The organism is Streptomyces sp. IBSBF 3136 (genome assembly GCF_036815105.1).
Classification (GTDB): domain Bacteria; phylum Actinomycetota; class Actinomycetes; order Streptomycetales; family Streptomycetaceae; genus Streptomyces.
Genome location: NZ_JAJSZC010000048.1, coordinates 17,659 through 39,925 on the forward strand (window position 1 = coordinate 17,659; position 22,267 = coordinate 39,925).

General features: G+C 69.3%; 25 protein-coding genes and 6 pseudogenes. 16 read left to right on the top strand and 15 right to left on the bottom strand.

Annotated elements, in window-relative coordinates; all coding sequences use genetic code 11:
* Positions 1 to 57 precede the first annotated feature (57 nt).
* Entirely contained in the window at positions 58 to 267 is a 210-nt protein-coding gene (locus V7E45_RS13410; protein WP_333774358.1) for a hypothetical protein, read from the top strand.
* On the opposite strand, the gene V7E45_RS13415 is transcribed toward V7E45_RS13410, so the two are convergent.
* Together V7E45_RS13415 and V7E45_RS13420 are read right to left on the bottom strand one after the other, a co-directional pair.
* Complete coding sequence (locus V7E45_RS13415; protein ID WP_333774359.1) at positions 264 to 833, bottom strand: TetR/AcrR family transcriptional regulator; 570 nt, start codon at positions 831 to 833, stop codon at positions 264 to 266. The two genes, V7E45_RS13410 and V7E45_RS13415, sit on opposite strands and share 4 nt — an antisense overlap.
* Positions 834 to 901: 68 nt before the next feature.
* Complete coding sequence (locus V7E45_RS13420; RefSeq protein WP_333774360.1) at positions 902 to 1,780, bottom strand: SDR family NAD(P)-dependent oxidoreductase; 879 nt, start codon at positions 1,778 to 1,780, stop codon at positions 902 to 904.
* A gap of 900 nt (positions 1,781 to 2,680) precedes the next feature.
* Here V7E45_RS13420 and V7E45_RS13425 point away from each other — a divergent pair.
* From V7E45_RS13425 to V7E45_RS13435, 3 genes are all read left to right on the top strand, one after another.
* Positions 2,681 to 3,460: an MEDS domain-containing protein gene (locus V7E45_RS13425; RefSeq protein WP_333774361.1), complete on the top strand. Its 780-nt coding sequence runs from the start codon at positions 2,681 to 2,683 to the stop codon at positions 3,458 to 3,460.
* The gene (locus tag V7E45_RS13430) at positions 3,457 to 4,407 is read left to right on the top strand and encodes a sensor histidine kinase (protein ID WP_333774362.1); all 951 of its coding nucleotides are present in this window, start codon (positions 3,457 to 3,459) and stop codon (positions 4,405 to 4,407) included. The genes V7E45_RS13425 and V7E45_RS13430 overlap by 4 nt, the downstream gene beginning before the upstream one ends.
* Positions 4,408 to 4,655: 248 nt before the next feature.
* Positions 4,656 to 5,033 carry an STAS domain-containing protein gene (locus V7E45_RS13435; RefSeq protein ID WP_333774363.1) on the top strand — a complete coding sequence of 126 codons (378 nt, stop codon included), beginning with the start codon at positions 4,656 to 4,658 and terminating at the stop codon, positions 5,031 to 5,033.
* An 81-nt stretch (positions 5,034 to 5,114) separates the two neighbouring features.
* Here the strand turns inward: V7E45_RS13435 and V7E45_RS13440 are convergent.
* Positions 5,115 to 5,240: pseudogene (locus V7E45_RS13440) on the bottom strand (carbohydrate ABC transporter permease); the annotation flags it as partial.
* Between the two features lie 186 nt (positions 5,241 to 5,426).
* Here V7E45_RS13440 and V7E45_RS13445 point away from each other — a divergent pair.
* The 4 genes and pseudogenes from V7E45_RS13445 to V7E45_RS13455 all read left to right on the top strand — a co-directional run bounded on the left by V7E45_RS13445 (position 5,427) and on the right by V7E45_RS13455 (position 8,046).
* Positions 5,427 to 6,044, top strand: a complete 618-nt coding sequence (locus tag V7E45_RS13445) for a DUF4328 domain-containing protein (protein ID WP_333774364.1) — start codon at positions 5,427 to 5,429, stop codon at positions 6,042 to 6,044.
* Positions 6,045 to 6,088: 44 nt separating this feature from the next.
* Positions 6,089 to 6,343, top strand: a pseudogene (locus V7E45_RS40590) (polyketide synthase dehydratase domain-containing protein); the annotation flags it as partial.
* A gap of 253 nt (positions 6,344 to 6,596) precedes the next feature.
* Entirely contained in the window at positions 6,597 to 6,848 is a 252-nt protein-coding gene (locus V7E45_RS13450) for a hypothetical protein (RefSeq protein WP_133924030.1), read from the top strand.
* A gap of 10 nt (positions 6,849 to 6,858) precedes the next feature.
* Positions 6,859 to 8,046, top strand: a complete 1,188-nt coding sequence (locus V7E45_RS13455) for a flotillin family protein (RefSeq protein ID WP_333774365.1) — start codon at positions 6,859 to 6,861, stop codon at positions 8,044 to 8,046.
* A 1-nt stretch (position 8,047) separates the two neighbouring features.
* Here V7E45_RS13455 and V7E45_RS13460 read toward each other — a convergent pair.
* A pseudogene (locus V7E45_RS13460) lies at positions 8,048 to 8,287 on the bottom strand (hypothetical protein); the annotation flags it as partial.
* Between the two features lie 250 nt (positions 8,288 to 8,537).
* Between V7E45_RS13460 and V7E45_RS13465 the strand changes: the two are divergent.
* Positions 8,538 to 9,416 (top strand): metallophosphoesterase family protein, encoded by an 879-nt coding sequence (locus tag V7E45_RS13465; RefSeq protein ID WP_333774366.1) that lies wholly within the window; start codon positions 8,538 to 8,540, stop codon positions 9,414 to 9,416.
* A 75-nt stretch (positions 9,417 to 9,491) separates the two neighbouring features.
* Positions 9,492 to 9,761 (top strand): annotated as a pseudogene (locus V7E45_RS13470) (helix-turn-helix domain-containing protein); the annotation flags it as partial.
* Between the two features lie 454 nt (positions 9,762 to 10,215).
* Here the strand turns inward: V7E45_RS13470 and V7E45_RS13475 are convergent.
* Positions 10,216 to 10,606 (bottom strand): annotated as a pseudogene (locus tag V7E45_RS13475) (transposase); the annotation flags it as partial.
* Positions 10,607 to 10,675: 69 nt separating this feature from the next.
* A complete protein-coding gene (locus tag V7E45_RS13480; RefSeq protein ID WP_333774367.1) occupies positions 10,676 to 11,083 on the bottom strand; it encodes a hypothetical protein in 408 nt (135 codons plus the stop codon).
* 226 nt (positions 11,084 to 11,309) lie between these two features.
* On the opposite strand from V7E45_RS13480, the gene V7E45_RS13485 reads away from it, so the two are divergent.
* Positions 11,310 to 12,275 (top strand): DUF1152 domain-containing protein, encoded by a 966-nt coding sequence (locus tag V7E45_RS13485; RefSeq protein ID WP_333774368.1) that lies wholly within the window; start codon positions 11,310 to 11,312, stop codon positions 12,273 to 12,275.
* Positions 12,276 to 12,521: 246 nt separating this feature from the next.
* Entirely contained in the window at positions 12,522 to 12,827 is a 306-nt protein-coding gene (locus V7E45_RS13490) for a hypothetical protein (protein WP_333774369.1), read from the top strand.
* Between the two features lie 234 nt (positions 12,828 to 13,061).
* Here the strand turns inward: V7E45_RS13490 and V7E45_RS13495 are convergent, their stop codons facing one another.
* Both V7E45_RS13495 and V7E45_RS13500 read right to left on the bottom strand, forming a co-directional pair.
* Positions 13,062 to 13,811, bottom strand: coding sequence for an SDR family oxidoreductase (locus tag V7E45_RS13495; protein ID WP_333774370.1), 750 nt, complete (start codon positions 13,809 to 13,811; stop codon positions 13,062 to 13,064).
* A gap of 139 nt (positions 13,812 to 13,950) precedes the next feature.
* A complete protein-coding gene (locus V7E45_RS13500) occupies positions 13,951 to 14,382 on the bottom strand; it encodes an Rrf2 family transcriptional regulator (protein WP_333774371.1) in 432 nt (143 codons plus the stop codon).
* Positions 14,383 to 15,267: 885 nt separating this feature from the next.
* On the opposite strand from V7E45_RS13500, the gene V7E45_RS13505 reads away from it, so the two are divergent.
* Positions 15,268 to 16,098, top strand: coding sequence for an alpha/beta fold hydrolase (locus V7E45_RS13505; RefSeq protein WP_333774372.1), 831 nt, complete (start codon positions 15,268 to 15,270; stop codon positions 16,096 to 16,098).
* Between the two features lie 656 nt (positions 16,099 to 16,754).
* On the opposite strand, the gene V7E45_RS13510 is transcribed toward V7E45_RS13505, so the two are convergent.
* Positions 16,755 to 17,267 (bottom strand): GNAT family N-acetyltransferase, encoded by a 513-nt coding sequence (locus tag V7E45_RS13510; protein ID WP_333774373.1) that lies wholly within the window; start codon positions 17,265 to 17,267, stop codon positions 16,755 to 16,757.
* Positions 17,268 to 17,747: 480 nt separating this feature from the next.
* On the opposite strand from V7E45_RS13510, the gene V7E45_RS13515 reads away from it, so the two are divergent.
* Positions 17,748 to 18,134 carry a bacteriocin immunity protein gene (locus V7E45_RS13515; protein WP_333774374.1) on the top strand — a complete coding sequence of 129 codons (387 nt, stop codon included), beginning with the start codon at positions 17,748 to 17,750 and terminating at the stop codon, positions 18,132 to 18,134.
* 13 nt (positions 18,135 to 18,147) lie between these two features.
* Here the strand turns inward: V7E45_RS13515 and V7E45_RS13520 are convergent.
* From V7E45_RS13520 to V7E45_RS40595, 4 genes and pseudogenes are all read right to left on the bottom strand, one after another.
* A pseudogene (locus V7E45_RS13520) lies at positions 18,148 to 18,435 on the bottom strand (ATP-binding protein); the annotation flags it as partial.
* Between the two features lie 3 nt (positions 18,436 to 18,438).
* Positions 18,439 to 18,807, bottom strand: a complete 369-nt coding sequence (locus tag V7E45_RS13525) for a hypothetical protein (RefSeq protein WP_333774375.1) — start codon at positions 18,805 to 18,807, stop codon at positions 18,439 to 18,441.
* A gap of 297 nt (positions 18,808 to 19,104) precedes the next feature.
* A complete protein-coding gene (locus tag V7E45_RS13530) occupies positions 19,105 to 19,677 on the bottom strand; it encodes a hypothetical protein (RefSeq protein WP_333774376.1) in 573 nt (190 codons plus the stop codon).
* Positions 19,613 to 20,635: a helix-turn-helix domain-containing protein gene (locus tag V7E45_RS40595; protein ID WP_443056029.1), complete on the bottom strand. Its 1,023-nt coding sequence runs from the start codon at positions 20,633 to 20,635 to the stop codon at positions 19,613 to 19,615. Before V7E45_RS40595 ends, V7E45_RS13530 begins: the two co-directional genes overlap by 65 nt.
* Before the next feature lie 150 nt (positions 20,636 to 20,785).
* On the opposite strand from V7E45_RS40595, the gene V7E45_RS13535 reads away from it, so the two are divergent.
* A complete protein-coding gene (locus tag V7E45_RS13535) occupies positions 20,786 to 20,983 on the top strand; it encodes a hypothetical protein (protein WP_333774377.1) in 198 nt (65 codons plus the stop codon).
* A gap of 81 nt (positions 20,984 to 21,064) precedes the next feature.
* Entirely contained in the window at positions 21,065 to 21,199 is a 135-nt protein-coding gene (locus tag V7E45_RS13540; RefSeq protein WP_333774378.1) for a hypothetical protein, read from the top strand.
* A 64-nt stretch (positions 21,200 to 21,263) separates the two neighbouring features.
* Here the strand turns inward: V7E45_RS13540 and V7E45_RS13545 are convergent, their stop codons facing one another.
* Positions 21,264 to 21,839, bottom strand: coding sequence for a hypothetical protein (locus tag V7E45_RS13545; protein WP_333774379.1), 576 nt, complete (start codon positions 21,837 to 21,839; stop codon positions 21,264 to 21,266).
* A 127-nt stretch (positions 21,840 to 21,966) separates the two neighbouring features.
* Positions 21,967 to 22,267, bottom strand: a 301-nt coding sequence (locus tag V7E45_RS13550; protein ID WP_333774380.1) for a helix-turn-helix domain-containing protein, incomplete at its 5' end; no start/stop codon positions are given.

Below are 22,267 nucleotides of genomic sequence, written 5' to 3' on the forward strand. Positions count from 1 at the left end.
AGAGCGGCCAGGGCTTTCGGCGAGGGCAACAGGGCCAGGACCCTCAGTGCGCCGGCCGTGGCGATCCTCGCTTACGACGTCGACTTCCACGACCGGATGCCGACCGTCTTCCCGGCCCGCGGCGAAATGCTGCGAGCGGCGTTCGCCGGCCAGACCGACAAGCGCGAGAGCATTGCGGGCTACAACGCCGCACTGCAGACAGGGGTGTTCCTGACCGACCGTCTTCGGCCGTACGAACAGCGGAGGCGTACGAACAGCGGACGCTAGAAGGAGACGTACAAGCCTTCCAGGAGCGCGGTCAGGTAACGGCGGGCGGTCTCCACGCGAGCGCCGGCGTCGCAGTGGACGTTCGCGGCGTAGGCGATTCCGCACATCAGCGGCACCAGGTCGGCAGAGGTGAGGTCGGCGCGCACGACGTCGGCCTCGCGGGCTCGCTCGAGCAGTTCGCTGCCGATCGACCGCAGGGTCTGCTTCAGTTCGGTGGTGCGCGGCAGGGCATCCGTGGCTGCGGCGGTGACCGGGGAGAGGGCGGCGTCGGTGACCTGTGCCTCGATGGTCCGGGTCAGGAATCCGGCGAGGGCACGCGCGGGATCGTCGTCGGTCAGCGCGCGCTCGCCGTGGGCGGCGAGTGACTCCAGGCTGGGGGCGGCAACGGTCTCCAGAAGCGCCTCTGCAGTGGGAAAGTGGCGGTAGACGGTGCCCACGCCCATTCCGGCGCGGCGGGCGATGTCGTTGAGCTGCAGTGATGTGCCCTCGTCCACGAGGTCGCGAGCCACGGCGACGATCCGTTCCCAGTTGCGGGCGGCGTCCTTGCGCAGGGGAGCGGTCGTCATGGGGCGAGTCTAACCGGATGGCTGATCCGCATCGCTGGTGCGATCCGGATCGCCACCCCGGATCCCCGTCACCCGGTACCGAGTGGTGCGAGGCGCTCACTCAGGCGGCGGACGGCTGCGGCGATCCGGGGATCCGTGGCCGGACGGAACGGGGCGACCGGACGACCCTGAGGACCGATGACGACGCCCGTCCGGCCGGCGAGTGAGCCGTCGGTCGCGGCGAAGACCGAGGACCTGGCCGCCGTGGACGCCGGGCCCGAGGTCGAGCGCTCGAACTTGCGCCGGACCAGGGGCCACAGCAGCCGCAGCCCTGGCGAGACGATCTTCGGATCGCGCAGGGTGCCGTTGGTCATGGCGGTCGCGGCGCCGCCGGGGTCCGAGGCGAAGACGGAGACGCCCGTGCCGTCCAGCCGACCGGAGAGGTTCAGTGTGTAGGCCAGGTTGGCCAGCTTCGCGCGGCCGTACCAGTGGAAGCCGTAGTAGTCGCCCGGCGGCTCGACCGCGTCGAAGACGCGCTTGGCGACACCGGTCGCACCCGAGGTGACGTTCACTATCCTGCTCGGCGCACCGGCTGTCAGAGCGGGCAGCAGCAGTTCCGTCAGCAGGTACGGCGAGAGGTGGTTGACGGCGAACGATGCCTCGATGCCGTCGACCGTGTCCCGTCGGTCCGGGAACATCGCGCCGATGTTGTTGACCAGCACGGCCAGCGGTCCGTCGGCGGCGATCCGCTCGGCGAGGGCGCGAACCGCGTCGAGCGAGGCGAGGTCGGCGGCCACGAACCGGGCCGAATGCAGCGGTGCCGTGGCGTTGATCCGGTCGACAGCACGAGCACCGCGCTCGGCGTCGCGCCCCACCAGGGTGACCGCGAACCCTGCCTCTGCCAGTCCCGAGGCGGTCTCAAAGCCGATTCCCCCCGTCCCAGCCGTGACCATCGCTGTCTGCTTCATCAGGCAACCGTTCCGTTGAAGTGGATGAGCTATCCGGTTCGTGGTTACCGTAGCAGATCCGGATGGGCTATCCGGTTCAATCCCTGTGGCCCGCCGGCCGGGTATGGCCGACTTGTCCCGGGCGTACCCGTCCATGGAATGCGGCGCGGCCACGGTGAGGAAAAGTCCCGGCCGCTGAGGCGGCCGGCGTCGACGTGCAGTCGTTCGTCGACAGCAACGCCGACGCGTGCGCCGCATTGCGCGTTCCGCCGGCGCTCTCATTCGACGACTTCATCTGCACCAGCAGCGATCCGCGTCGCGGCGTCGGGGCCGGAGCCGGAGTCGAACGACTGTCCACGCCCCGGCGAACTGGTCGAAGGGCGGTGCGGGGAGCACAGCACCGAACCGCAGATCGTCGCCGAGGAGAACTGGTTCTTCCCGCCTGTCCCGCTACGCCGACCGCCCCCATCAGCTGGTCTCAAGCGGCGAGTTGCGCGTCGAACCCGCAGCCCGCCGACTGAGGTCCTCGCTCTCAGTGAACGCGGCCCGCACGCCTTCTCGGTCTCACGCTCCTACAGCCGCGCCCGCGGCTGGGGCATCAGTCCACTCCGCCTACCGCAACGACCGTGGCCCCTTCCACATGAGCCCCTCCACAGCTCGGGAACCTTCACGAAGGGCGTCAATTTCGCAGTGATCGCCGGTCGGCGGGAAGACTGTGCGTGCACGGCGACGCGCCCGCGCACCGCGGGCAAGCCGGCCGAGGCACACACCGTTGGTGCCGGCCCGCCGGTCGGCTCGGCGAGCGCGGGTACCGCTCCGTCGCGGGGCCAGGTCCGCGGCGAGCCGGGCCCGATGCTCCGGGGACCACAGAGGAGGAGGTGACGACAGCGGTAGGGTGAGGTCGAGAGCGAGGGAGGAGTAGTGAGAGCGCCGCGCGTACTGCCAACCCTGGACGAGGTCGACACCGGTGATCATGTCTGCCACGTATGGGACCGCACAGACGACGTCGCCGGCCGTAGCCGGGCCTTCGTCGCGGACGGTGCGCTGCACGGGGACAAGGTCGTGATCGTCGGTCCCGCCCCGCAGGCGGAGAGCGAGTTCGCACAGTTCGTGCTCGACCCTGCCAGGCTGAAGGGCTCCCTTCTCTCCGCGGTGCGCCGGGAGGCGGCCGCTGCCGACCGGGAGGGGTTCCGTTCCCTCCGTGTGCTGCACCATGTGATGCCGGGCGCCCGCACGGAACGCGACGGGGAATGGTTGCGCAGCGAGCTCGATCTCGAGGAGTTCGCCGCCGACACCGGTGCCATGGTGGTGTGCGCCTACAGCGGTGCCGACTGGGAGCTCCCGGCTCTCCAGCAGATCAACTGCGTGCATCCGCATCATCTGGGCAGCCGTCCGGTGTCACCCGCGTTCCGGGTGTACCGGACCGAGCAGGAAGGCTGGACGGTGACCGGTACCGTCGACAGCGACGGCGCGGTGGCCTTCGGCACCGTCCTGTGCACCCTCCTCGCCCATACCCCGACGGTGCGCCTGCTCTGTCACGGCCTGGAGTTCTTCGACGCCGCCGGGATGAGCGCGCTGGCCGATGCCGCCAGGCACCTACCGGAGCGCAGGATCGTCCTCGAAGGCACCAACGAGACCGTGCGGCTCGCCTGGAAGCTGTCCGGCTTCGCGATCCCCGACATTCCGGTGGTGATGGCGTGACCTCTACATCGCCGACCCGCGTAACGGGCACCGGGTACCGGCACGAGCTGTACCCGTACTCCGGCAGCGACCAGTTCGTCGCGGGTGCTGTCAGTTTCATCCAGGAGGCGCTCGACGGTGACGAGGCCGTCGTCGTGGCGGTACCGCAGGAGAAAGCGTCCTTGCTGCGTGCCGAGATCCGTGAGAACGACTCCGTGCGTTACGTCGACACCAGCCGGGTCGCGCGTCATCCGGGCCGGCTCATCTCTGCCTGGCAGGAGTGGATCCAGGACCACGTCTCGGAGGGGCGGCCGGTCCGCGGGATCGGCGAATCGCCCTGGGACAGCGTCCGCAGCCCCGCCGAGGCCGAGGAACTGCGCTACCACGAGTGGCTGCTCAACAGAGCGTTCACTCAGGGCCCGGCATGGTGGCTGCTGTGTCCTTACGACGTCGCACGCGACGAGGCCGCGCTGACCGAGATGTCACGCTGCCACCCCCAGATCCGCAGGGACGGCAGGACGGTGCTGTCTGAGGACTACGACGCGCGGGCACCGTACGCGTTCGTTCCACTGACCGACCCCTGCGACCCCTACGACGAGTTCCACTACACCAGCGGAGACCTGGCCGCCCTGCGGGAGAAGATCGCCGCGTGCGCCGAGCAGCACGGCCTGGCCGGTCGACGCCTGCGCGAGCTGCATCTGGCCGCGACGGAGGTGGCCACCAACAGCATCCGCCACGGCGGTGGAGGGGGCGTGCTGCGCACGTGGGGCGAGGAGCGACGGCTCGTCTGCGAGTTCCGCGACGCCGGCTACCTCGAGGATCCGCTGGCCGGCCGCAGTATGCCGACGCCCACGCAGGTGGGCGGACGCGGTCTGTGGCTCGTTCACCAACTTTGCGATCTTGTCGAGATCCGCTCCACACCGGACGCAGGGACGACGATCCGCCTCCACACCGAGCTGCCCGAGTAGGCCCCCCGCTGCCCGGCCACGCGACGCGGCCTCCGGGCCGACGCCGGGCCTTGTCGCAGACGTGGCCGGTCCCGCTGGTCCCACCGGCCGCTCCAGCGCGCGAACGGCCGGCACGCCGTGCGGCACCCGGAGGCGAGCATGGCCGACGCTGCCCTGGGTAGAGGCGGAATGTCGCCGGTGGGAACGGCGGGCGGAAAGGGCCGGTGCCGGGGCACGGTGGCAAGCGAGACGAATGGAGCCCGTTCTCCATGGTCAGGGTGCGGATACGGCACGGCGACACGACCGTCGTACGGCTGCCGACGCGGCTGGACTACGACAACGCCTCCGACGTCGGTGCCCGGTGCGAGGAGTTGACCGGCCAGGGCGGCGGCACCTTCGTACTGGACGCCTCCGAAGTGCAGTACCTCGACTCCTCGGGCATCAGTGTGATCATCGCGCTGTGGCGCGCACTCGACCACCGTGCCGGCACCCTGCGTCTCGCCGCCCTCAGCGACCACTACCAGCAGGTGTGGCGCCTCCTCGGCCTGGACACCCTGCTCCCCGTCTTCCCCACCGTGAACGCCGCGCTTCGCGGGCCCCTCACCGGCGAAGGCGCTGATGCCGCTGAGTCACTCGGTCACACCTGACCAGGCCCCCTCCCCGTGGTCCCGCGCCCTGCGGGTGGGCAGGACGGCCGGCAGGGGCAGCCGGCACCCGTCCCGTCCAGGTCACTTCGTCGCACCCCGTGCGAAGCCGTTGTAGATGTAGCGCTGGAGGAAGAGGAAGACGACGAGGGTCGGGGCGATCACCAGGATGGTGCCGGCCGATATGTCCTCCCAGCGCGCGCCGAACGGGCGGAGTCTGCTCTGACGCAGCGATGCGATCGATCGCTCCGGGCCATCTTTCCCCTTGGGGCCCGGAGTGCGGGTGCGCCCGCACCGGGCGGGGCGCACCAGTCCCGGACTGTCCTATGATCCGCTTCTCTGACGATCAGCCTGGCCGCGTTCTCGTGTGCCACCACGACAGGCAGGTGCCCGCCCGTGTCCGGACTTACCGTCAAGGCCCCCCGGCTGCCTGCCCGTTTCGCCCAGGCCGCCGTGGCTGCGGCGGCCGTGGCGGAGGTCGCCCGGGCCGTGACCGTGCGCGCGCACGCGCTCCATCCGCTGGACACGCCCGAAAGGACGTTGGGGCGGGTGTCCCAGGTGTACGTGAACCTGATGATCGTGGCGGCGGCGCTGTTCCTGGTCTGGTTCACCCGCTCCCGGCGCATCGCACGATCGCTGTCATCGAGCCCCCTCCCGGGCTCGGACCCGTGGGCCGTGTTCTCCTGGCTGATCCCGGTGATCAACATGTGGGTGCCGCGGGGGCTGGTCCTCGACGTCCTCCGTGCGAGCGGCCCCGGCGGGGCCGGGCGGCGCGACCGAGTGCTGGTGAACGTCTGGTGGGCGACATGGGTCGGGCACGCGCTGGTCGCCGCCTTGAGCGGCGGGCCGGGGCCGGGGTCCCCGCTCGCCCTGCTGTTGGTGGCCGAGGGGCTGGAACTTGCTGCGGCAGCCCTGGCGATCGCCATGATCCAGCGGATCACGGCCGGGCAGGCCGCGGCGCTGGCATCGACGTTCCCGGCCCCGGGCGCCGCGAGCCTGCCGCGTCTGTCGTAGCCCTGCCGGGTCCCGCGGCCCGGGAAGCGGGACTGCTGCCGCTGATCTCCGCCTGGCCCGAGGCGCTCGGCTCCGCGTCCGGCCGCCGGGCCGACGCGCCGGACACCGCCGGTGAACGTCTCTGCGTCCCCGAGGATTTCGGCGAGGTCCGCGTACTCGGCGAACTGTCCGAAAGCTTCTGGAGCGTCGGCACGTGCGCGCCGACCGGACCGGACTCCGCCCTCGCCGACGTCCGGATGTACGCGCCGGATGGGAGCCTGCTGGCCTCCTTCACCCGCATGCGGCTGCGGCGGCTTGCCGCGGAGCCGGCCCTGAGACCGGGGCCCGCGACGCCGTCCGTAGGCGCCGTGGCGGGCTGGCTCACCGAACGGCTCCTGCCACCCGTCGTCTCCCGGACCCTGCAAGGCCCGCATCGACGAGCACCTCCACTCCCGGCGAGAGCGGCGGTCGAGCAGGGCACGGGAACGCTCCATGCCCTCCCACCCGTTGGGTCGCGGCCCCGCTGGGTCTATCGTCTGACTTCTGAGGTCAGGACGAGGAGGACGGCCGGTGATGCCGCAGGACGACGCCGTGATCGGCTGCACGGGCAAGGTGCTCATCGGGACGCGGGGATCCGCGGGCCCCGGCGAGGTCCTGGTACGGGTCCGAGGCGGCTCCGAGACCTTTCTGGCCTGGTCCGAGGACCCCCTGCCCGCGGGCGCGACGGTCCTCGTGATCGAATCACGGGGATGCCGGAAGGTCGGCGTCATTGAGTGGGTGGATCCACTGGACGCGCTCGGCGGAGAGGCCGCCGGCGCAAGCTGAGGAGTACAGCATGTTCGGATACCGCGTTCCCGCTCCCGACGAGGCGATGTTGATCTCGGGGGGCCGGCGGGGACTGGGGGGCGCGCCGTTCCGAGTGGTCACGGGGCACGGGAAGTTCGTGCTGCCGGTCTTTCGCAAGGTCCGCTTCCTCACCCTGTCGATGTGCGAGGCGGAGGTCACCGAGACCTGTGTGACCAAGCAGGGCATCTCCCTGCACGTCCGTGCGGTCATCGCCTTCAAGGTCGGCAACGACCCCGAGAGCATCATCAACGCCGGTCAGCGGTTTCTCTCCGACCAGGAGCAGATGTCGGTGCTCACCGGCCGGATCTTCGCCGGCCACCTGCGGTCCATCATCGGCTCGATGACGGTCGAGGAGATCGTCACCGAGCGGCAGAAGCTCGCCGCCGAGGTGCTGGACACCTCCAAGACGGAGATGGCGACGATCGGCCTGATCGTCGACTCCCTGCAGATCCAGTCGATCGACGACGGCGACACCGGTTACATAGACGCGATGTCGGCCCCGCACAAGGCGGCGATCCAGCGGCAGGCCCAGATCGCCCAGGCCCAGGCCACCCAGGCCGCGGTCGAGGCGGAGCAGGAGGCGGCCCGAAAGCAGGCTGAGTACGCCCGGCAGACCGCGATCGTCAAGGCCGAGTACTCGGCCGAGGTGGACCGCGCCCAGGCGGAGGCCGCGCAGGCGGGGCCGCTGGCCCAGGCCCACGCCCAGCAGGAGGTGCTGGCCGCCCAGACGGAACTGGCCGAGCGTCAGGCGGAGCTGCGCCAGCAGCAGCTGGTCGCCGAGGTCGTCAAGCCGGCCGAGGCCGAGGCCGAGCGGGTGCGGATCCTCGCGGCCGCCGAGGCCCAGCGCATGAAGATCCAGGCGGAGGCGGCGGCCTCGTACGACCGGGTCGCGCTGGACCGGATGCTGATCGACCAGCTCCCGCAGATCGTGAAGGAGGCCGCAGGCGGCCTGTCCGGCGCCAACGTCAACGTCCTGAACGGAGCGGACGGCCTCGGCGAGATCGCCGCCGGGCTGGTGTCCCAGGGGCTGACGATCCTCGACTCGGTGCGGCAGAACATGAGCGGGCAGGACAAGGACACCAAGGCGGACGCCAACACCGGCGCCACCAAGGGGCTGCTGCAGCTGCGCTCAGGCAAGGAGCGGACGTCGGACAACGGTCCGGTGAACGTCGACTAGCTCATCCGGTGGCGTGGACGACGGTGAGGTGCCGGTCGGTGGCCGGGGTCCGAAGCTCGTCCAGCACCGCCACCGCCAGGTCCTCGGCGCTGATGCGGGACTTCCCGTCGGCGCCGAGGAGCAGGGTCTCGGTGCCGCGCCGGTAGCGGCCGGTGCGCTCACCGGGTTCCAGTACCGCCGTGGGGCTCAGGTACACCCAGTCGGCGCCGGTGTGGGCCCGGCAGGTCCGCAGCTGGGCGACGGTGAACTGCTGGACCTGCGAAGGTTCTTCGCCCCGTACCTCCGTCGAGTCACGCTCCTTCCCTGCCGGCCCAGGCCGGACTTGGCCGACCTATGCGGCCGGAGCGACACCGCCGTGGTCCGGCCGAAGCCGGGGGGCGGCTTTGAGAGCGCGGAACCGGGCGCTCTCATTCGTGACTAGTGCCGTGTCAGGCAACGTTTGCCTCGGATGAAGGGGGATCTCCCGGCGGACTCCCCGTTAGGTTGACGAGATGAAGATTCTTCATCTGTCCGATACGCACCTCGACCGTGCAGGAGGCCCGGACGCCGACGGTGCCGATGGCACCGCGGCACTGCGGCGCCTGCTCGCCGACCTGGTCCACCTGAGCGACCTTGATGCTGTCATCGTTACGGGAGACGTCGCGGACGACGGATCCAGTGAGGGGTACTCGCGGGCTCGTGAACTCCTTGGCGGCTACGCGAAGGAGCGGGGCGCACCGGTGTTCTACGCGACCGGGAACCACGACGAGCGGGCGGCGTTCACCGAGGTGCTCGGCTGCGGCCACACCCGCCCCGACGCGGTCTGCGACGGGCCCGACGGCGAGCGGGCCGCGGCGAGCACGATCGACGGCTGGCGCGTGGTCACCCTCGACTCGCTCGTGCCGGGCAAGGGTTACGGCCAGATCAGCCGTGCCCAGCTTGACTGGTTGCGCGAGGTACTGGCCGCGCCCGCGCCGCGTGGAACGATCTTGGGCTTCCATCACCCGCCGATTGCGCTGGAGGTCGAGGTGCAGCGGGCGCTGGGGCTGCAGAATGCCGACGAGTTGGCCGCGGTGATCCGCGGGACCGATGTGCAGCTCATCCTCTGCGGCCACTTTCACCTTCAGATCTTGGGGCATCTGGAGCAGGCGACGGTCTGGGTCACGCCTGGGGTGGTCAGCCGCATCGACCTGACCGCCCGGCCCGGCACCGAGCGCGCCGTGCACGGCCCTTCGGCCTCCCTGGTTCAGCTCGGCACGGCGAATGGACCGCTCATCCACACCCTTCATGCCCGTGACCCCCGCCTGGGCGAGACGGTCTACGAAGCCGATGAGGAGGAGATGCGGCAGGTCATCGAGGACCTCGGCCCCCACCGGGTGAGTCCGAAGTGAATGTAAGCGGCGCCAGGCGGATGTGACGTGCGGTGGGCGCAGGGGTGGGCGGCGCGCATCGGCCATGCTGGCCTGGTGGCTGAACCGGTGCGCGTGCGCGAGATTGACGATGAGGAGGGCCGGAGCCTGCTGCGGATCATCCGCCGCGGCACCGGCTCAGTGGTGACCTGGCGGCGGGCCCAGATGGTGCTGCTCTCAGCCCAGAGGATGCCGGTGGCGAAGATGGCCGAGGTGTCGTTCACCAGCACGGACCGGGTCCGCGACGTGATCCACAACTTCAACACCGACGGCTTCGCCTCGCTCTACCCGAAGTACAAGGGTGGCCGGCCTAAGACCTTTACCGTCGACAGGGCGAACGTTGCCTGACACAGCACTAGGTTCCGGGTCAGCCTGGGCGGAGTCCACACTCTGCCCAGGCTGACGCCGCTACACGACGGTCGGTACAGGCCCGCGACTGTTCCGCTCCGGCGCGAGCTGGGTGATCGGCCTGCTGGCATACCTGCCGTCAACAGCCGGCAGTCCTGTCCGGCGCGGACGCTGCGAGCGAGCTGCTTCGCCAGGCCACTCCTCAGTCGATTCGCACCCTTTTCGCAGGCGCGTGATTAGGCACGGCTCGAGTTCCTACCGTGCGCAGCAACGACGAACGCCGACGAGCGAACAGACGGAGCCCGCCATGGACTGTCCGACTCTCTGCTACTGGTGGTGACGGGAGAAGGCGATGCGCAGGATCGGGTCGCGGGTCTGGCGGCGCTGGGTGGCGAGCAGGTGCAGGACCATGCGCCGGGCAAGGCCGTCCAAAGGGGCGTCGAACAGGCCGTCCGCGCTTGCCGCGGATCGGCGGAACGGCCTGTAGCAGCGAGATGAGCTGGGTGACGTCGTTGCGGTTGCCGCCGGTCAGCGTCGCGGCCAGCGGGATGTCAAAGGTCTAGCAGGTCGGCGGCCCGCAACTCGGCCAGCAACACCTCATACAGCCGCTGCCAGGCCCCGGCCTCGTTCCAGTCGCGCTGTCGCCGCCAACACGTCATGCCCGAGCCGAAGCCCAGCGCCTGCGGCAGGAACTCCCACCGGATCCCGGTGTACAGCACGAACAGGATGCCGTTCAGGGCCTTGCGGTCGTCCACACGCGGCCGGCCCGGATACCTCGGATTGCGTTTCACGCGCGACAACAGCGGCTCGATCCGCTCCCACAGGCCGTCATCGACCTGCCAGGGCCGACCTGTGCTCTTCTTCGTCTCGGCTGCCTCACACCTCCGGCAGCATCAACGATGCCTGACACACACCACATTCCGCAGGTAAGACAGCCCAATTTTAGCGACCTGCCTGATCTCGGTGTCGCCGTAGGCGGTGCGCACACCGGAGATGCTGTAGCTGGCGCGGCGTGCGAGTTCCTCCAGTCCATAGGGGCGACTGCCCTGGAACTCCTGTGCCCATGCGAGCAGTTGCCTGGCCTGTGCGTCTACAGCCTCCTTCTTCGCCTTCAGGTCCTCGAGTGCCAGCAGCAGCGGATCCGTCCCCGGCTCCTCGCCCGCGGCCTCCAGGCCGAGGGGGTCGTTCTTGCGCTGCTCCAGTACCTGGTCGCAGGCGTCGGCGTAGCAGTCCTCGGGGGTGACGGTGCCTGGTTCGGACATCGGGTTGCGCAGAGCGGCCAGTTCCTCAATCGAATGCATGCTTACACCACCGCAGAAGATTGCGATGTCCGCAATAGCGGGATCATTGGCTTGCGGATACCGTCGATGCTGCTCTGCTGTGTCAACACAGCGAGGTCGGGGGCGGCCCCTTTCGTAGCAGACCGACTTGCCTGACGCCCTGCGTCCTGTCTCATCAGACCCTGACCGAACTCAGTGAAGTTTGATCGGCCGCGGTGCCCGCTCATCCTGCTGCTAGCTTCATGCGGTGATCTCTCTGGGGGAACCGGCATTCTTCACCCGCTTGCGTGATGCGCGGCGGGTTCTCATAGCTGGTGCCGGCGGTGGCTTCGACGTGTACGCCGGACTGCCGCTCGCACTGGCGCTGCGGTCTGCGGGCAAGGAGGTGCACCTCGCCAACCTGTCCTTTGCCGACCTGTACGGCCTGGACCTCGATGTGTGGGTGGATCAGGATGTCGCGGCTGTCGGACCGGACACCCCCGTACGCGGCGACTACTTCCCGGAACGGACGCTCGCTCAGTGGCTCGTGACGCAGGATCTGTCGCCGATCGTGTACGCGTTCCCGAGCACCGGCGTAGGTCCGCTGCGGGCGGCATACCGGGCGCTGATCACGCATCTCGGCGGTGTCGACGCGGTCGTACTCGTGGACGGCGGGACCGACATCCTGATGCGGGGTGATGAGCACGGACTCGGTACCCCGGAGGAGGACATGGCGAGCCTGGCCGCCGTGAGCAGGCTCGACGAGGTCCCCCAGCGCCTGGTCGCCTGCCTCGGCTTCGGCGTGGACGCCTATCACGGTGTGAGTCACTCGCTCGTGCTGGAAAACCTGGCCGCCCTGGACCGGGACGGCTCCTATCTCGGCGCGTTCTCGCTGCTCGGGTCAGGGCGGGAGGGCGCGCTGTATCTCGATGCAGTGGCGCATGCCCAGCGCCACACCGCGAGCCACCCCAGCATCGTCAACGGATCGGTCGCCGCCGCCGTGCGGGGTCAATTCGGCGACGTCCGGTTCACAGAAAGGACCAAGGGCAGCGAGTTGTTCATCAACCCGCTGATGGCGCTGTATTTCTGCGTGGACCTGCCCGGACTGGCCCGCCGCAATCTGTACCTCGACCTGCTGGAACGGACATCGCTGATGCGGCAGGTGAGTTCCGTGATCGAGGAGTTCCGCACCACGCTGCCCCGTCAGCGTCCATCTCGGGCATTCCCGCACTGAGCCTGCCTCGGCCACGCGCGAGCGGGTCCGCCTGGGCGGGCGGCTGGGCCGGCTGCCTGAGCCTCTCCCAGGCGGCGAGCGCCTCTTGGCCATGCTCCGGCGACAGGGGTGTCAGTGCTGACGCGTAGCTTCAACAGGTGAGTTGGGACGTCTTCATCCTGAGGTTTCCGCCGGAGGCTGGTGCCATTGACGAGGTCCGCGACGACTGGGATCCGCCGTGTCTGGGCACGGGTCGGGATGTGCGCGGTGTCCTGGCTAAGGTGCTGGCTGGCATCGAGTACTCACCACGGGTGGGGTGACTACGACGGGCCGGGCTTCTCGATCGGCACGCCGGTCGACGAGGCCGACGACGTGCCGGTCACCGGGGTGAGCCTGTTCATCCACGGCGACGGCGAAGCAGCAGCCTGTGCGGCTCTCGCGGTCGCGGATGCCCTGAAGGCGCGGGCCTTCGACACCGGGTCGGGAGACTTCCTCACCGCTGACTCTGCCCGGTCGACCTTGGACGCCTGGCGCGCATATCGGGATCGTGTACTGGACGAGCGGAGACCATGACGGCCGCCGGTCACTGTGTGCGTTGATGGTGGGCGGGCAGGTCCGTGCCCGGTGCGGCGGTGAGCATGCCGGGGCCGTCTCCGGGATGTGGGGAGCAGTCTGGCTTTGGATCTGCGTCGCGGTCGCCACCTTCAGCGCACCCAGCATCCGCAGGACGTCCTTCGGCCGTAGCGGTCACTCTGGGTGGCACAGGCAGGGTGGTCGGTACCGGAGCACCGGGGTCTCGCTTCTGCTTCAGATCTGGTTGAGGCCGCCGTCGACGAAGAGTTCCGTACCGGTGATGAAGCTGCTCTGGTCGCCGGCGAGGAAGAGGGCAGCGGCGGCCACCTCGTCAGGGCGGCCCATGCGGCCCAGTGGCACCTGGCTGGCGAAGAAGCCCCACAGCTTGGCGGCATCGTCCGCGTCGGGGGCGAGGCCGGCGTTCCCGGGAGTCTCGATGGGGCCGGGGACAAGGGTGTTGACACGGATCCCCCGGTGCTTGAGCTCGTTGGCCCAGGTACGGGAGAACGAACGGATGGCGGCCTTCGACGCGGCGTAGACGCCGAACGCCTCGCCACCAGAGGTCGCCGCGGTAGAGCCGGTGAGGATCACCGACGCACCGTCGTTCAGCAGCGGCAGTGCCTTCTGGACAGTGAAGAGCGTGCCCCGCACGTTGATGCCGAAGGTGGTGTCGAAGTGCTGCTCCGTGACCTGCTCCAGGGTGGAGAACTCACCGCCGCCCGCGTTGGCGAACAGCACGTCCACGTGCCGCCCTTGGTCGGCGACGACGGCGTAGAGCCGGTCGATGTCGGCCGGATCGGAGACGTCGCTCCTGACGGCGGTGGCGTTCGGGCCGATCTCGGCCAGTGCCGCGTCCAGCGCCTCCTGCCGTCGGCCGGTGATGAACACGTGCGCGCCCTCGGCGGCGAAGCGCTTGGCGCTGGCCAGTCCGATACCGCTGTTGCCACCGGTGACCACGGCGGTCTTTCCGTCAAGCTGCCCCATAATTAGAACTCCAGTTCTATAACGGCCATGCTGGCCTCGAAGGTCGATTGCGTCGCTGCCGGGCAGGGCCCGACGCGGGCGAGGTCGCCGGCGGCGTGCTGAGCCGGTCTCGCAGGGTGAGCGTGAGGTGACTCGAGGGTTACCGCGACGCCAGGACGTCCCGCAGGACGTCTGCCAGCGTGATCCGGTCCAGCTCGGTTCGGACGGCTTCTTCGATACGGGCGTACACCGGGCGCATCGCAGGCTGGATACCGGAACCGACCGGACAGCCGAGGTTGGGGTCCGAGCGGTGCATGGCGAACAGCGGTGGCGGCTCGATCGCCTCGTACACGTCCCGCAGGGTTATGTCCTCCAGCGGTCTGGCAAGTACCCACCCCGCCTCGGCGCCTCGTCGAGAGTGCACCAGTCCGGCATCGCGCATCCGGCCGAGCAGCCTGCGGATCACGACGGGGTTGGTATTGACGCTGCCCGCGATCCCCTCGGATGTTGCGTTTCCGTCCCCGATCCGACGGTGCAGTTCGATCCACGTCAGCGCGTGCGCCGCCACGGTGAGCTGACTGTTGCCCGCCACATGACCACCTCCTTGGAAGTAACCGTAATTGTTACATCCGAGGTCGTCAAACGGTGCCGACGACACCGCGGGCGGAGCCCTGTCGGTACCGCCCCCGTCCACGATCCCATCAGCTCGCGGCTCGCGCCGCGCCCGCGGATTTGCCGCCCCTCAGGGGCGGACGCACCCTGGAAAGGGAGCCCGGCACGGCCGGCCTGTGCGTGAGCCGCCGCTGCGCGGAGCGGCCAGCGCCGGTACGTCGGGAACACGTCGCCAACGACACAGAAGTGACGATCGACATGGGGAACTTTGATCGCTTCTCGTTCACCTTGCACAACATCACCACCACCGTCAGTGATCGCGACGCGTCCGTCGGCTAGTGGCACCGGATCTCGGGTTTGCGACATCGCGCTTGGAGTTTCGATGCGATCGACACCGACATCGGCCCCCCCGGCAGGGGCCGGTCTCACGCTCGAACCGTTCCGGACCTCCGGACGGCTCCCAGCCGCCCGAGCTTGCTGCCGGTCCTCACGCTCACCTCGCGCCGAACTACGCCGAGGCACTGTTGCACATCGAGGTCCTCGCCGCCGCGACGCGGTCGTTCCGCGGCCACTCCCGATCGTGGGGAGCGAGAAGGACGTGGCGGACGTCAGTGTCTCGCCGTCGCCGTCGCCGTCGCCGTCGCCGTCGCCGTCGCCGTCGCCGTCCCCGACAACGACGGGAATTTCATCAACGTCTGCCAGGAAAGGGCGACTCCGGCCGGCTGGCCTCCCCACCGCGAAGCCGCCCGGGCCCACACGGGCCATGGGAGACGGGCTCCGGTCGGCTGCCCGCCAACCGGCAGAGCGCGGGGCGCACGGCTGAAGCGCATAAGAAACCGAACCAACCCCTCGGAAGGGATACTCCATGAGCACGGTCACCACCGCGGACGGTACGAGCATCTTCTACGTCGACTGGGGGCCGAGGGATGCGACACCGCTCGTCTTCCACCACGGCTGGCCCCTGAGTTACGTGGACTGGGACAACCAGCTGCTGTACTTCCTCTCCAAGGGCTACCGGGTCATCGCGCACGACCGGCGTGGTCACGGGCGCTCCAGCCAGCCGTCGTCGGGCCACGAGATGGACACCTACGCCGCAGACGTGGCCGCTGTGACCGACGCGCTAAATCTGCGGGACGCCGTGCACATCGGACACTCCACCGGAGGCGGTGAAGTGGTCCACTACGTGGCGCGGGCCGAGCCCGGTCGCGTCTCCAAGGCCGTGATCGTGTCGGCGGTGCCGCCCGTCATGATCAAGAAGGAGAGCAACCCTGAGGGAACGCCGGTAGAGGTGTTCGACGAGATGCGCGCCGGACTCGCCGCCAACCGCGCCCAGTTCTACATCGACGTGGCGTCCGGACCCTTTTACGGCTTCAACAGGCCTGGCGCCGAGGTGAACCAGGGGCTCATCGGCCGGTGGTGGGCACAGGGGATGATGGGCGCCGCGAATGCGCACTATGAGTGCATCAAGGCGTTCTCCGAGACGGACTTCACCGAGGACCTGGAGAAGATCGACCTCCCGGTACTCGTCATGCACGGCACCGACGACCAAGTCGTGCCCTACGCAGACGCGGGACCGAAGAGCGCTGAGATCCTGCGGAACGCGACCTTGAAGACCTACGAGGGGTACCCGCACGGAATGCTGTCCGTCCACCCGGACGTCCTCAACCCCGTGATCCTCGAGTTCCTGAAGGCATAGCCTGACCGGTGGCCGCGGGGTGGACCGTGCGGCCGCATCGGCGGTCGGCGGTCCTCGGGTGGCGGTCCCTGCCTCCGCCCGTCCCGCGATCCCCCCGGCTCCGGAGGCGCTCGCGCCATCCGTTCGGACCGGGAGCGGACGATCACAGAACACCTCGAAACCAGGACGGCCAGCGTCACCGACTGGATCGGGCCGGCCCCTCCAAGCGGTTCCCTGTCGAAAGGCGGGCCGCGTCAGGAGGCACTCGACGAAGCGGTCGGCGAGAGCAGGCTCAATGCCACCGTGATCCCCGCAGCCGTCTGCGATCCGGCTGACCTCGACCGCCTGCGGGGAGTGTCGCCGAACGGGAAAGCCCATCGACCTGCCGTACGCGAACGCGGGAGACGGCGGCGAGTGCGCACCCTGGGAGCGGATCGCCGAACGCCACCTTCGACGTCAACGTCAACGGCCTGCTCTTCACCGTCCACAAGGCTCTGCCCCTGTTCGACACCGAGGGTGCCTCGGTGATCCTCACGGGTGCCGCGGCCGCCGGCAGCGGAACCAGCGTTCGCGTGTATTCGGTCCCCGAGGCGGCCGTGCGCTTGGTCGCCGCACGTGGGCCAACCAGGTCAAGGCCGACGCGCCCAGGTGAACCCTCGTGCCCGGGTCGTCCGTGTTCAGAAGACGTCCATCGCGAAGCGACGACAGACGTGCACTCGGACGAACTGCTCGCGCATGACCCGTTCGTCTTCCACGCTGGCGTGGAGGAAGGCAGCGATCGGCCTTAGCCCCTCTCGGCATTCGCTGATGGCCCGGTCCGGCTCGCTGGCGTCGGCGTAATAGTTGGCATAGACATGGAGGTAGTGCTGGCTCTCGGTGAAGCCCATCGCCCGATACCAGTTCAACGTCGCGGGATCGTCCCTCGTCCAAGCGTCCATCGTCGGCACACCCAAGGCGCTGACGCGGGCGCTGGCCTCGGTGAGGAGTGCACGACCGAGGCCCTGGTGCTGGTAGTCGGGGTGGACGGCAACGGTGTCGATGGTCGCCAGTTCTTCGCCGACTGTGACGTCAATGATCCCTTGGACGGCTCCCAACTCGGAGGCTACGACCAGCGCGAAACCTGGGGCGGGCACCTCGGGCTTGCTCGTCAGGACATCGTCGAAGTAAGGAGTGTTCAAGAAGGAGAGCACTCGGCAGCGTAGCCAGGAGACCTGGTCGGCAGGGCGATACTCACGTATGACGTGGTTCAGGACGGTGATCCTCAATGCGCGTGGCGAAGTCTGGATGCTTGCGGTCGCGTCGTTGAGAGATCACGACGGAGATTGTGTGCGCTGCCCCGCATCGCGGGCAATCGCTTTTCCCGGTCAACCGGACGGCAAGACGTATGCGGTCTTACGCGACCCCGTCCCTAGCAATCGAACATCGTGGCTACGTTCTGTCACTGCTCCCCACGATCTGTGCCAGAACCGAGAACGGAGAGCGAATGTTGATGGGACCTGGCATCGGTTCTTGATCGAGATGTCCAGAAATGTTGATGAGAAGTGGCAGCACCGCAGAGGGCTCGGCTCTGGCGTGTCGGCACCGATGACCATAATTCTGCTGTGAACCTGAGACCGGAGTTGACGCCCCCGCCTGTGAGTCGGCAGCGGCTGGATGAGTTGTGCGCCGAGATGGAGCGGATCGCTGACCTGCTGGATGCCCGCCCGGAGGCAGCGGGCGAGGCGATCACGGCCTTCAACGCGACGACCGGTCACGACTACGACGCTCTGGCCTTCGCGGAGTACGACGGCAGCAGGAGTCTGGAGGAGTTCGCGAGGGAGGCGGCCCGGCCGGCTCGCCCCGTGGTCGCGGACATCACCCGGGACGAGCTCGTCGAGATTGTTCGCAGGCTCCTGATGGCCGACCCGGAGAGCGACTACTATCTGCGGCTCCTGGAGGCGAACGTGTCGCATCCCCGGGTGAGCGACCTGGTCTTCCACCCTTCGGACGACCTCAAGGATGCGTCTGCGGAGCAGATCGTCGACGAGGCTCTGAAGTACCGTCCGATCGCGCTGTGAGCTGTGTGGGAGGTCAGCCGGCCGCGGCCTGCTGTTCGGCGCGGGCGCGGGTGGTGGCGAGGCGGTAGGAGTCGGTTCCGGTCTCGATGATGGTGCCGCCGAAGGTGAATCGGTCGACGATGGCGGCACAGAGACGCGGGTCGGTGAAGGTCTTCGTCCAGCCGGAGAACGACTCGTTTGAGGCGATGGCCACGCTGTTCTTTTCCTCCCGCTCGGTCAGAACCTGGAAGAGGAGTTCGGCGCCGCGGCGGTCGAGTTCCATGTATCCGAGCTCGTCATCGCTGGTGCAGAGCAGCTGTAGCGGCTAGCCGGGAAAGTCCTCGCGCTCCGCCCGCAGTCCGTCCAGTAGCTTCCGTGGTTCGGTGTCGCCTGCGTCGGCGGCCTGTTGGGCGAGGCGGTCCGCCTCCTCGTGGTCGCCGATTTCCTCGCGCATCCTGACGAGCCGGCGCAGCGCGTGCGGGTCGCCTTCGGCGGCCGCCTCCTCGTACAGTTCATCGGCCCCGCCGCCATCGCTGCCGGCGGCATCCTCGCGTCGGTACGCGAGCTCGACCAGTGCTTCGGTGCTGCCGGCCTCTGCTGCCTGTCGTGCGGCCCGTTCGGCGCCGTCGCGGTCTCCGGTCTCCTCCCGCAGGAGGGCGATCTCCTGCAGCGCCCTCGTCCGGACACGATCCACGTCGGCCGCCCGCCGGAGTAGCGCCTCGGCTCGGCTCCGGTCCCCCGCCTCCTTCCGCTTCTTGGCCAGTCGGAAGAGCGCATAAGCGCAGCATCGCGAGTTCGTACATGACGAAGCCGCGGTTGGCCTCGATGCCTTGTCGTGCGAAGCGCTCCGCCTCCTCGTGCCGCCCGGATCGTTCCCGTTCCTGCGCCAGCCACAGGAGGCCGCGGAGGTCACCCGCCTCCGCTGCCCGCAGGTACCAGGTTTCGGCTGCCGCCCAATCCCGCGACTCCTCATACAGCTCGGCCATGCGGCTCATGGATTCCGTGCTGCCCGCTTCGATGGCCTTGGCCAGCAGTCGGCGGGCCCAAAAGGTACGGTCCCGGTGGCCGGCGGCCCGGACCAGGAGGCGAAGCTCGTCGGGGTCGCCGAGGTGTTCGTGCGCGGCCGCCCACCGCCCTTACCGTCGGGGTCCTCGCGGACCGTACGGGGGCGAACCCGACGCAGGGGAGCGAGGTTTCCGTGGACGGGTTCGCCCGTATCGTCGAGGGCTTGTTCGAACCAGGGGTCGTCAAGGGCGTCCCGCTCGTCGTCGGTGAGGTAGTCCTCAGCCGCCTCGGCGAGGAACGCCAGGGGAACATGTAAGCCGACGCCCAGGCGCCGCGCGTCCATCGCTGCGTGCAGCAGAGCGCGTGCCGGCGGCGAGGCGGTGCGGTAACGGCGCAGCAGTTCGGGCACGCCGGCCAGGAACTGGGCCACTCGTCCGTCGCCTACATGTGGCAGGGCATGGGCGAGTCGCTCGTCGCCGGCGGCGGCCAGCACCTCAGCAACTTTGATCGACTTCCGGTCGAAGGTATCGGGCAGGACGATCTGCCGGCCTGCGAGCAACTGTCGCGCCTGCGGGTGCGGGTCCGCCCCAATGGTTCTGGGAAGGGCGCAGTAGGCCCAGGAGTATGAGGACACAGGGTGCCCAGGACCAGGACGGGGCGCGGGCTGAGTCGTTGAGCAGCAGGTGCAGGGCTGCAGCGATCCGTTCGCCCGTTCCGCTTCCGGCTCCGAGGTAGTGCTGCAACTCGTTCAGCCACACCACCGTGTGCGGCTGGACGCCTTCCATGTGAGCCAGTGCCGCCTCAGGATGTGACGGGTAGCGGGGGTGCCACAGCAACCAGCCCTGCTCCGCGAGGGGCTGTACGGCTTCCCAGCACGCGCGGGTCTTGCCCGTCGACGAGGAGCCGACCAGCACGGCCATCCGGGTACTGCCGGCTGCCGCGGCAGCGACGAGGTCGGCCAAATCCCCGTCGTGCGGCCCGTATACATAGCTGGGCAGCCTGGGTTCCGCCTGCGGCTGGCGGTCGGTCAGGCTTGATGAGTGGTCGTCACCCCCGTGTCGTGAGGCCTCCGCGGCGGGGTGGACACCGAGGTCGTGCGGACGGCACTGCGCGATGGGCCGCCCAACGGCGCCGGCAGCCGGGCCTTCGGCGGCGCAGGCAACCTCGCGTTCATCGGCATGGGCAGTCCGGTGAACGGCGCGGACCGGCCCTGTGCCGGCCGCCGGGAGCCCGGCAGCCTGCGTCAAGCCCGCGGGTGGCACTGCCGTCGCACGCGTGGCGAGGGCGAGCAGCTCCAGGAGGGGGCCGGGCCGGAGCGCCAGAGCCCGCGCCAGCGCGTACACGGTCTGTACCGAGGGCGCGGACGCAGAGCGGCTGAAGGCAGCGCTGACGGTGGTCCGCCCTAAGCCAGCGAGCTCGGCGAGCGCCGGCTTCGTGAGGGTCTTGGCGATCCGCCGTGCCTCCAGGCGCGCGCAACTCGGCCAGCGCGGCGGCCGGCTCCTGAAACTCGTGCGCACTCAAGCCGTCTGCCCCTTCCTCGCCGTGCCGACTGTTCATCGCTGTTCATCCTCGTCCGGCCGCACATCGCCGAACACGGCTTTGGCCATATTGGCTGCACCGCCAGCTGGCGAACGACATCCACCGCCGCGTCAAAGGGGACCACCACCGTGTCCAATCACAGCGCCCTGATCCTCCTCGCATGCTTCCTGGCCGTCCTGGTCGCCGCGCTGACAGGGGCAGAAGCCGGCTATCTGGGCCGCCGAGACCACGCGACTTACCCCGCAGCTCTCACTCGCGGGGCCGCGGCCTTCGGTGCGACGCTCCTTCTGTTCGCATCCGTCGCCTCGACCCTGATCCACCGGTGAACCGGTGTCCCCTAGAGGGCGGCGGTGACACCGTAGGGCCTTGGGTTGCGCGGCTATGGGGCCGCGCTTCCCCTGCTGGGAATGGGGTCAGGCCCAGGCGTCCGTGAGCGGAGGCGCGGGCTGCTGCTGATCGCCCAGCTCGCCCAGGTCAGGGGTACCCGGCACGACCGCATCGGCAAGACGGTCTGGGCCGAGCGGTCCCTGGACGCGCCCTGAGAGGCCGGGCGGGGCCGTCGGCCCCTGCCGCCGCCACCGTCGCCACCGCAGGCGGGGCGGCCGGTCACCCGTTGCCGCCGTTGCCACCGCGGCCGCCCTGGCCGCTCGTCTCGCAGCCGACCCCGAGACAGATTCCGCCGTTGCCGCCGCGCCCACCGTCGCCACCGTCGCCACCGCCCACGGCGTCGCCACCGTTGCCGCCGTTGCCGCCGCTGGCGCTGCCGGCGCACACCCCGACACAGATACCGCCGTTGCCGCCGGCCGTGCCGTTGCGACCGGGCGCCCCGGTGGTGCCGTTGCCGCCGTTGGCGCTGCCGTTGCACAGCCCCGCGCAGATCCCGCCGCTGCCTCCGTTGGTGCCGTTGACGGTCCCGTTGCAGTTGCCCGCACAGATCTTGTCGCCGACACGGATGTTGCCGTTGCCGAACTCGACGCCGCTGAGCACTCCGGCGCCGAAGGCGTGGCCGGTGCCGGATCCGTTGCCGCCGTTGCCAGCGGGGAGGTGCTGGGCGGCATCCCTCACGGCCGCCTGGCTCCGCGGCATCGGCGCCGCCATGGCGGTCGGCGCCAGCGCACCGCCGGCGACCACGGCAACCGAGACGGCCAGACCTAGACCGAATTTCGACGGGCGTACGGGCATCGGATCTCTCTCTTTCTGGAGACGTTTCGAGAACTGCGAGAAAAGCGTGAGCTGCAGGAAAATGTGGGTTACAAGAATCGTGAGGGCGCCCCGGTCCGGACATTCGGGCCGGGGCGCAGGCACCCCGTCAGGAGCCGGGGGCGGAGACGTCGTCGAGGAGCCCGAGCCAGTCGCCGTCCTGGAACTGCCGCTGCCAGGTGTCGACCTCCTTCTCCGAGATTTTGTACTTTTTGGCGACGTCGGCCTTCGTCGCGTGGCCGGAGGTCACGGTCAGCACGATCCGCACCTTGTCCATCACGGTGAGGTCCGGCCCCGCCGTGTCGGGCAGGTCCTTGAAGGACAGGCAGCCACCTGGCCGGCCGGGGTGGCCGGGCTGGCCCGGCCGGCCAGGCGCGCCGCCCATGCCGCCCGCCCCGCCCTTGCCACCC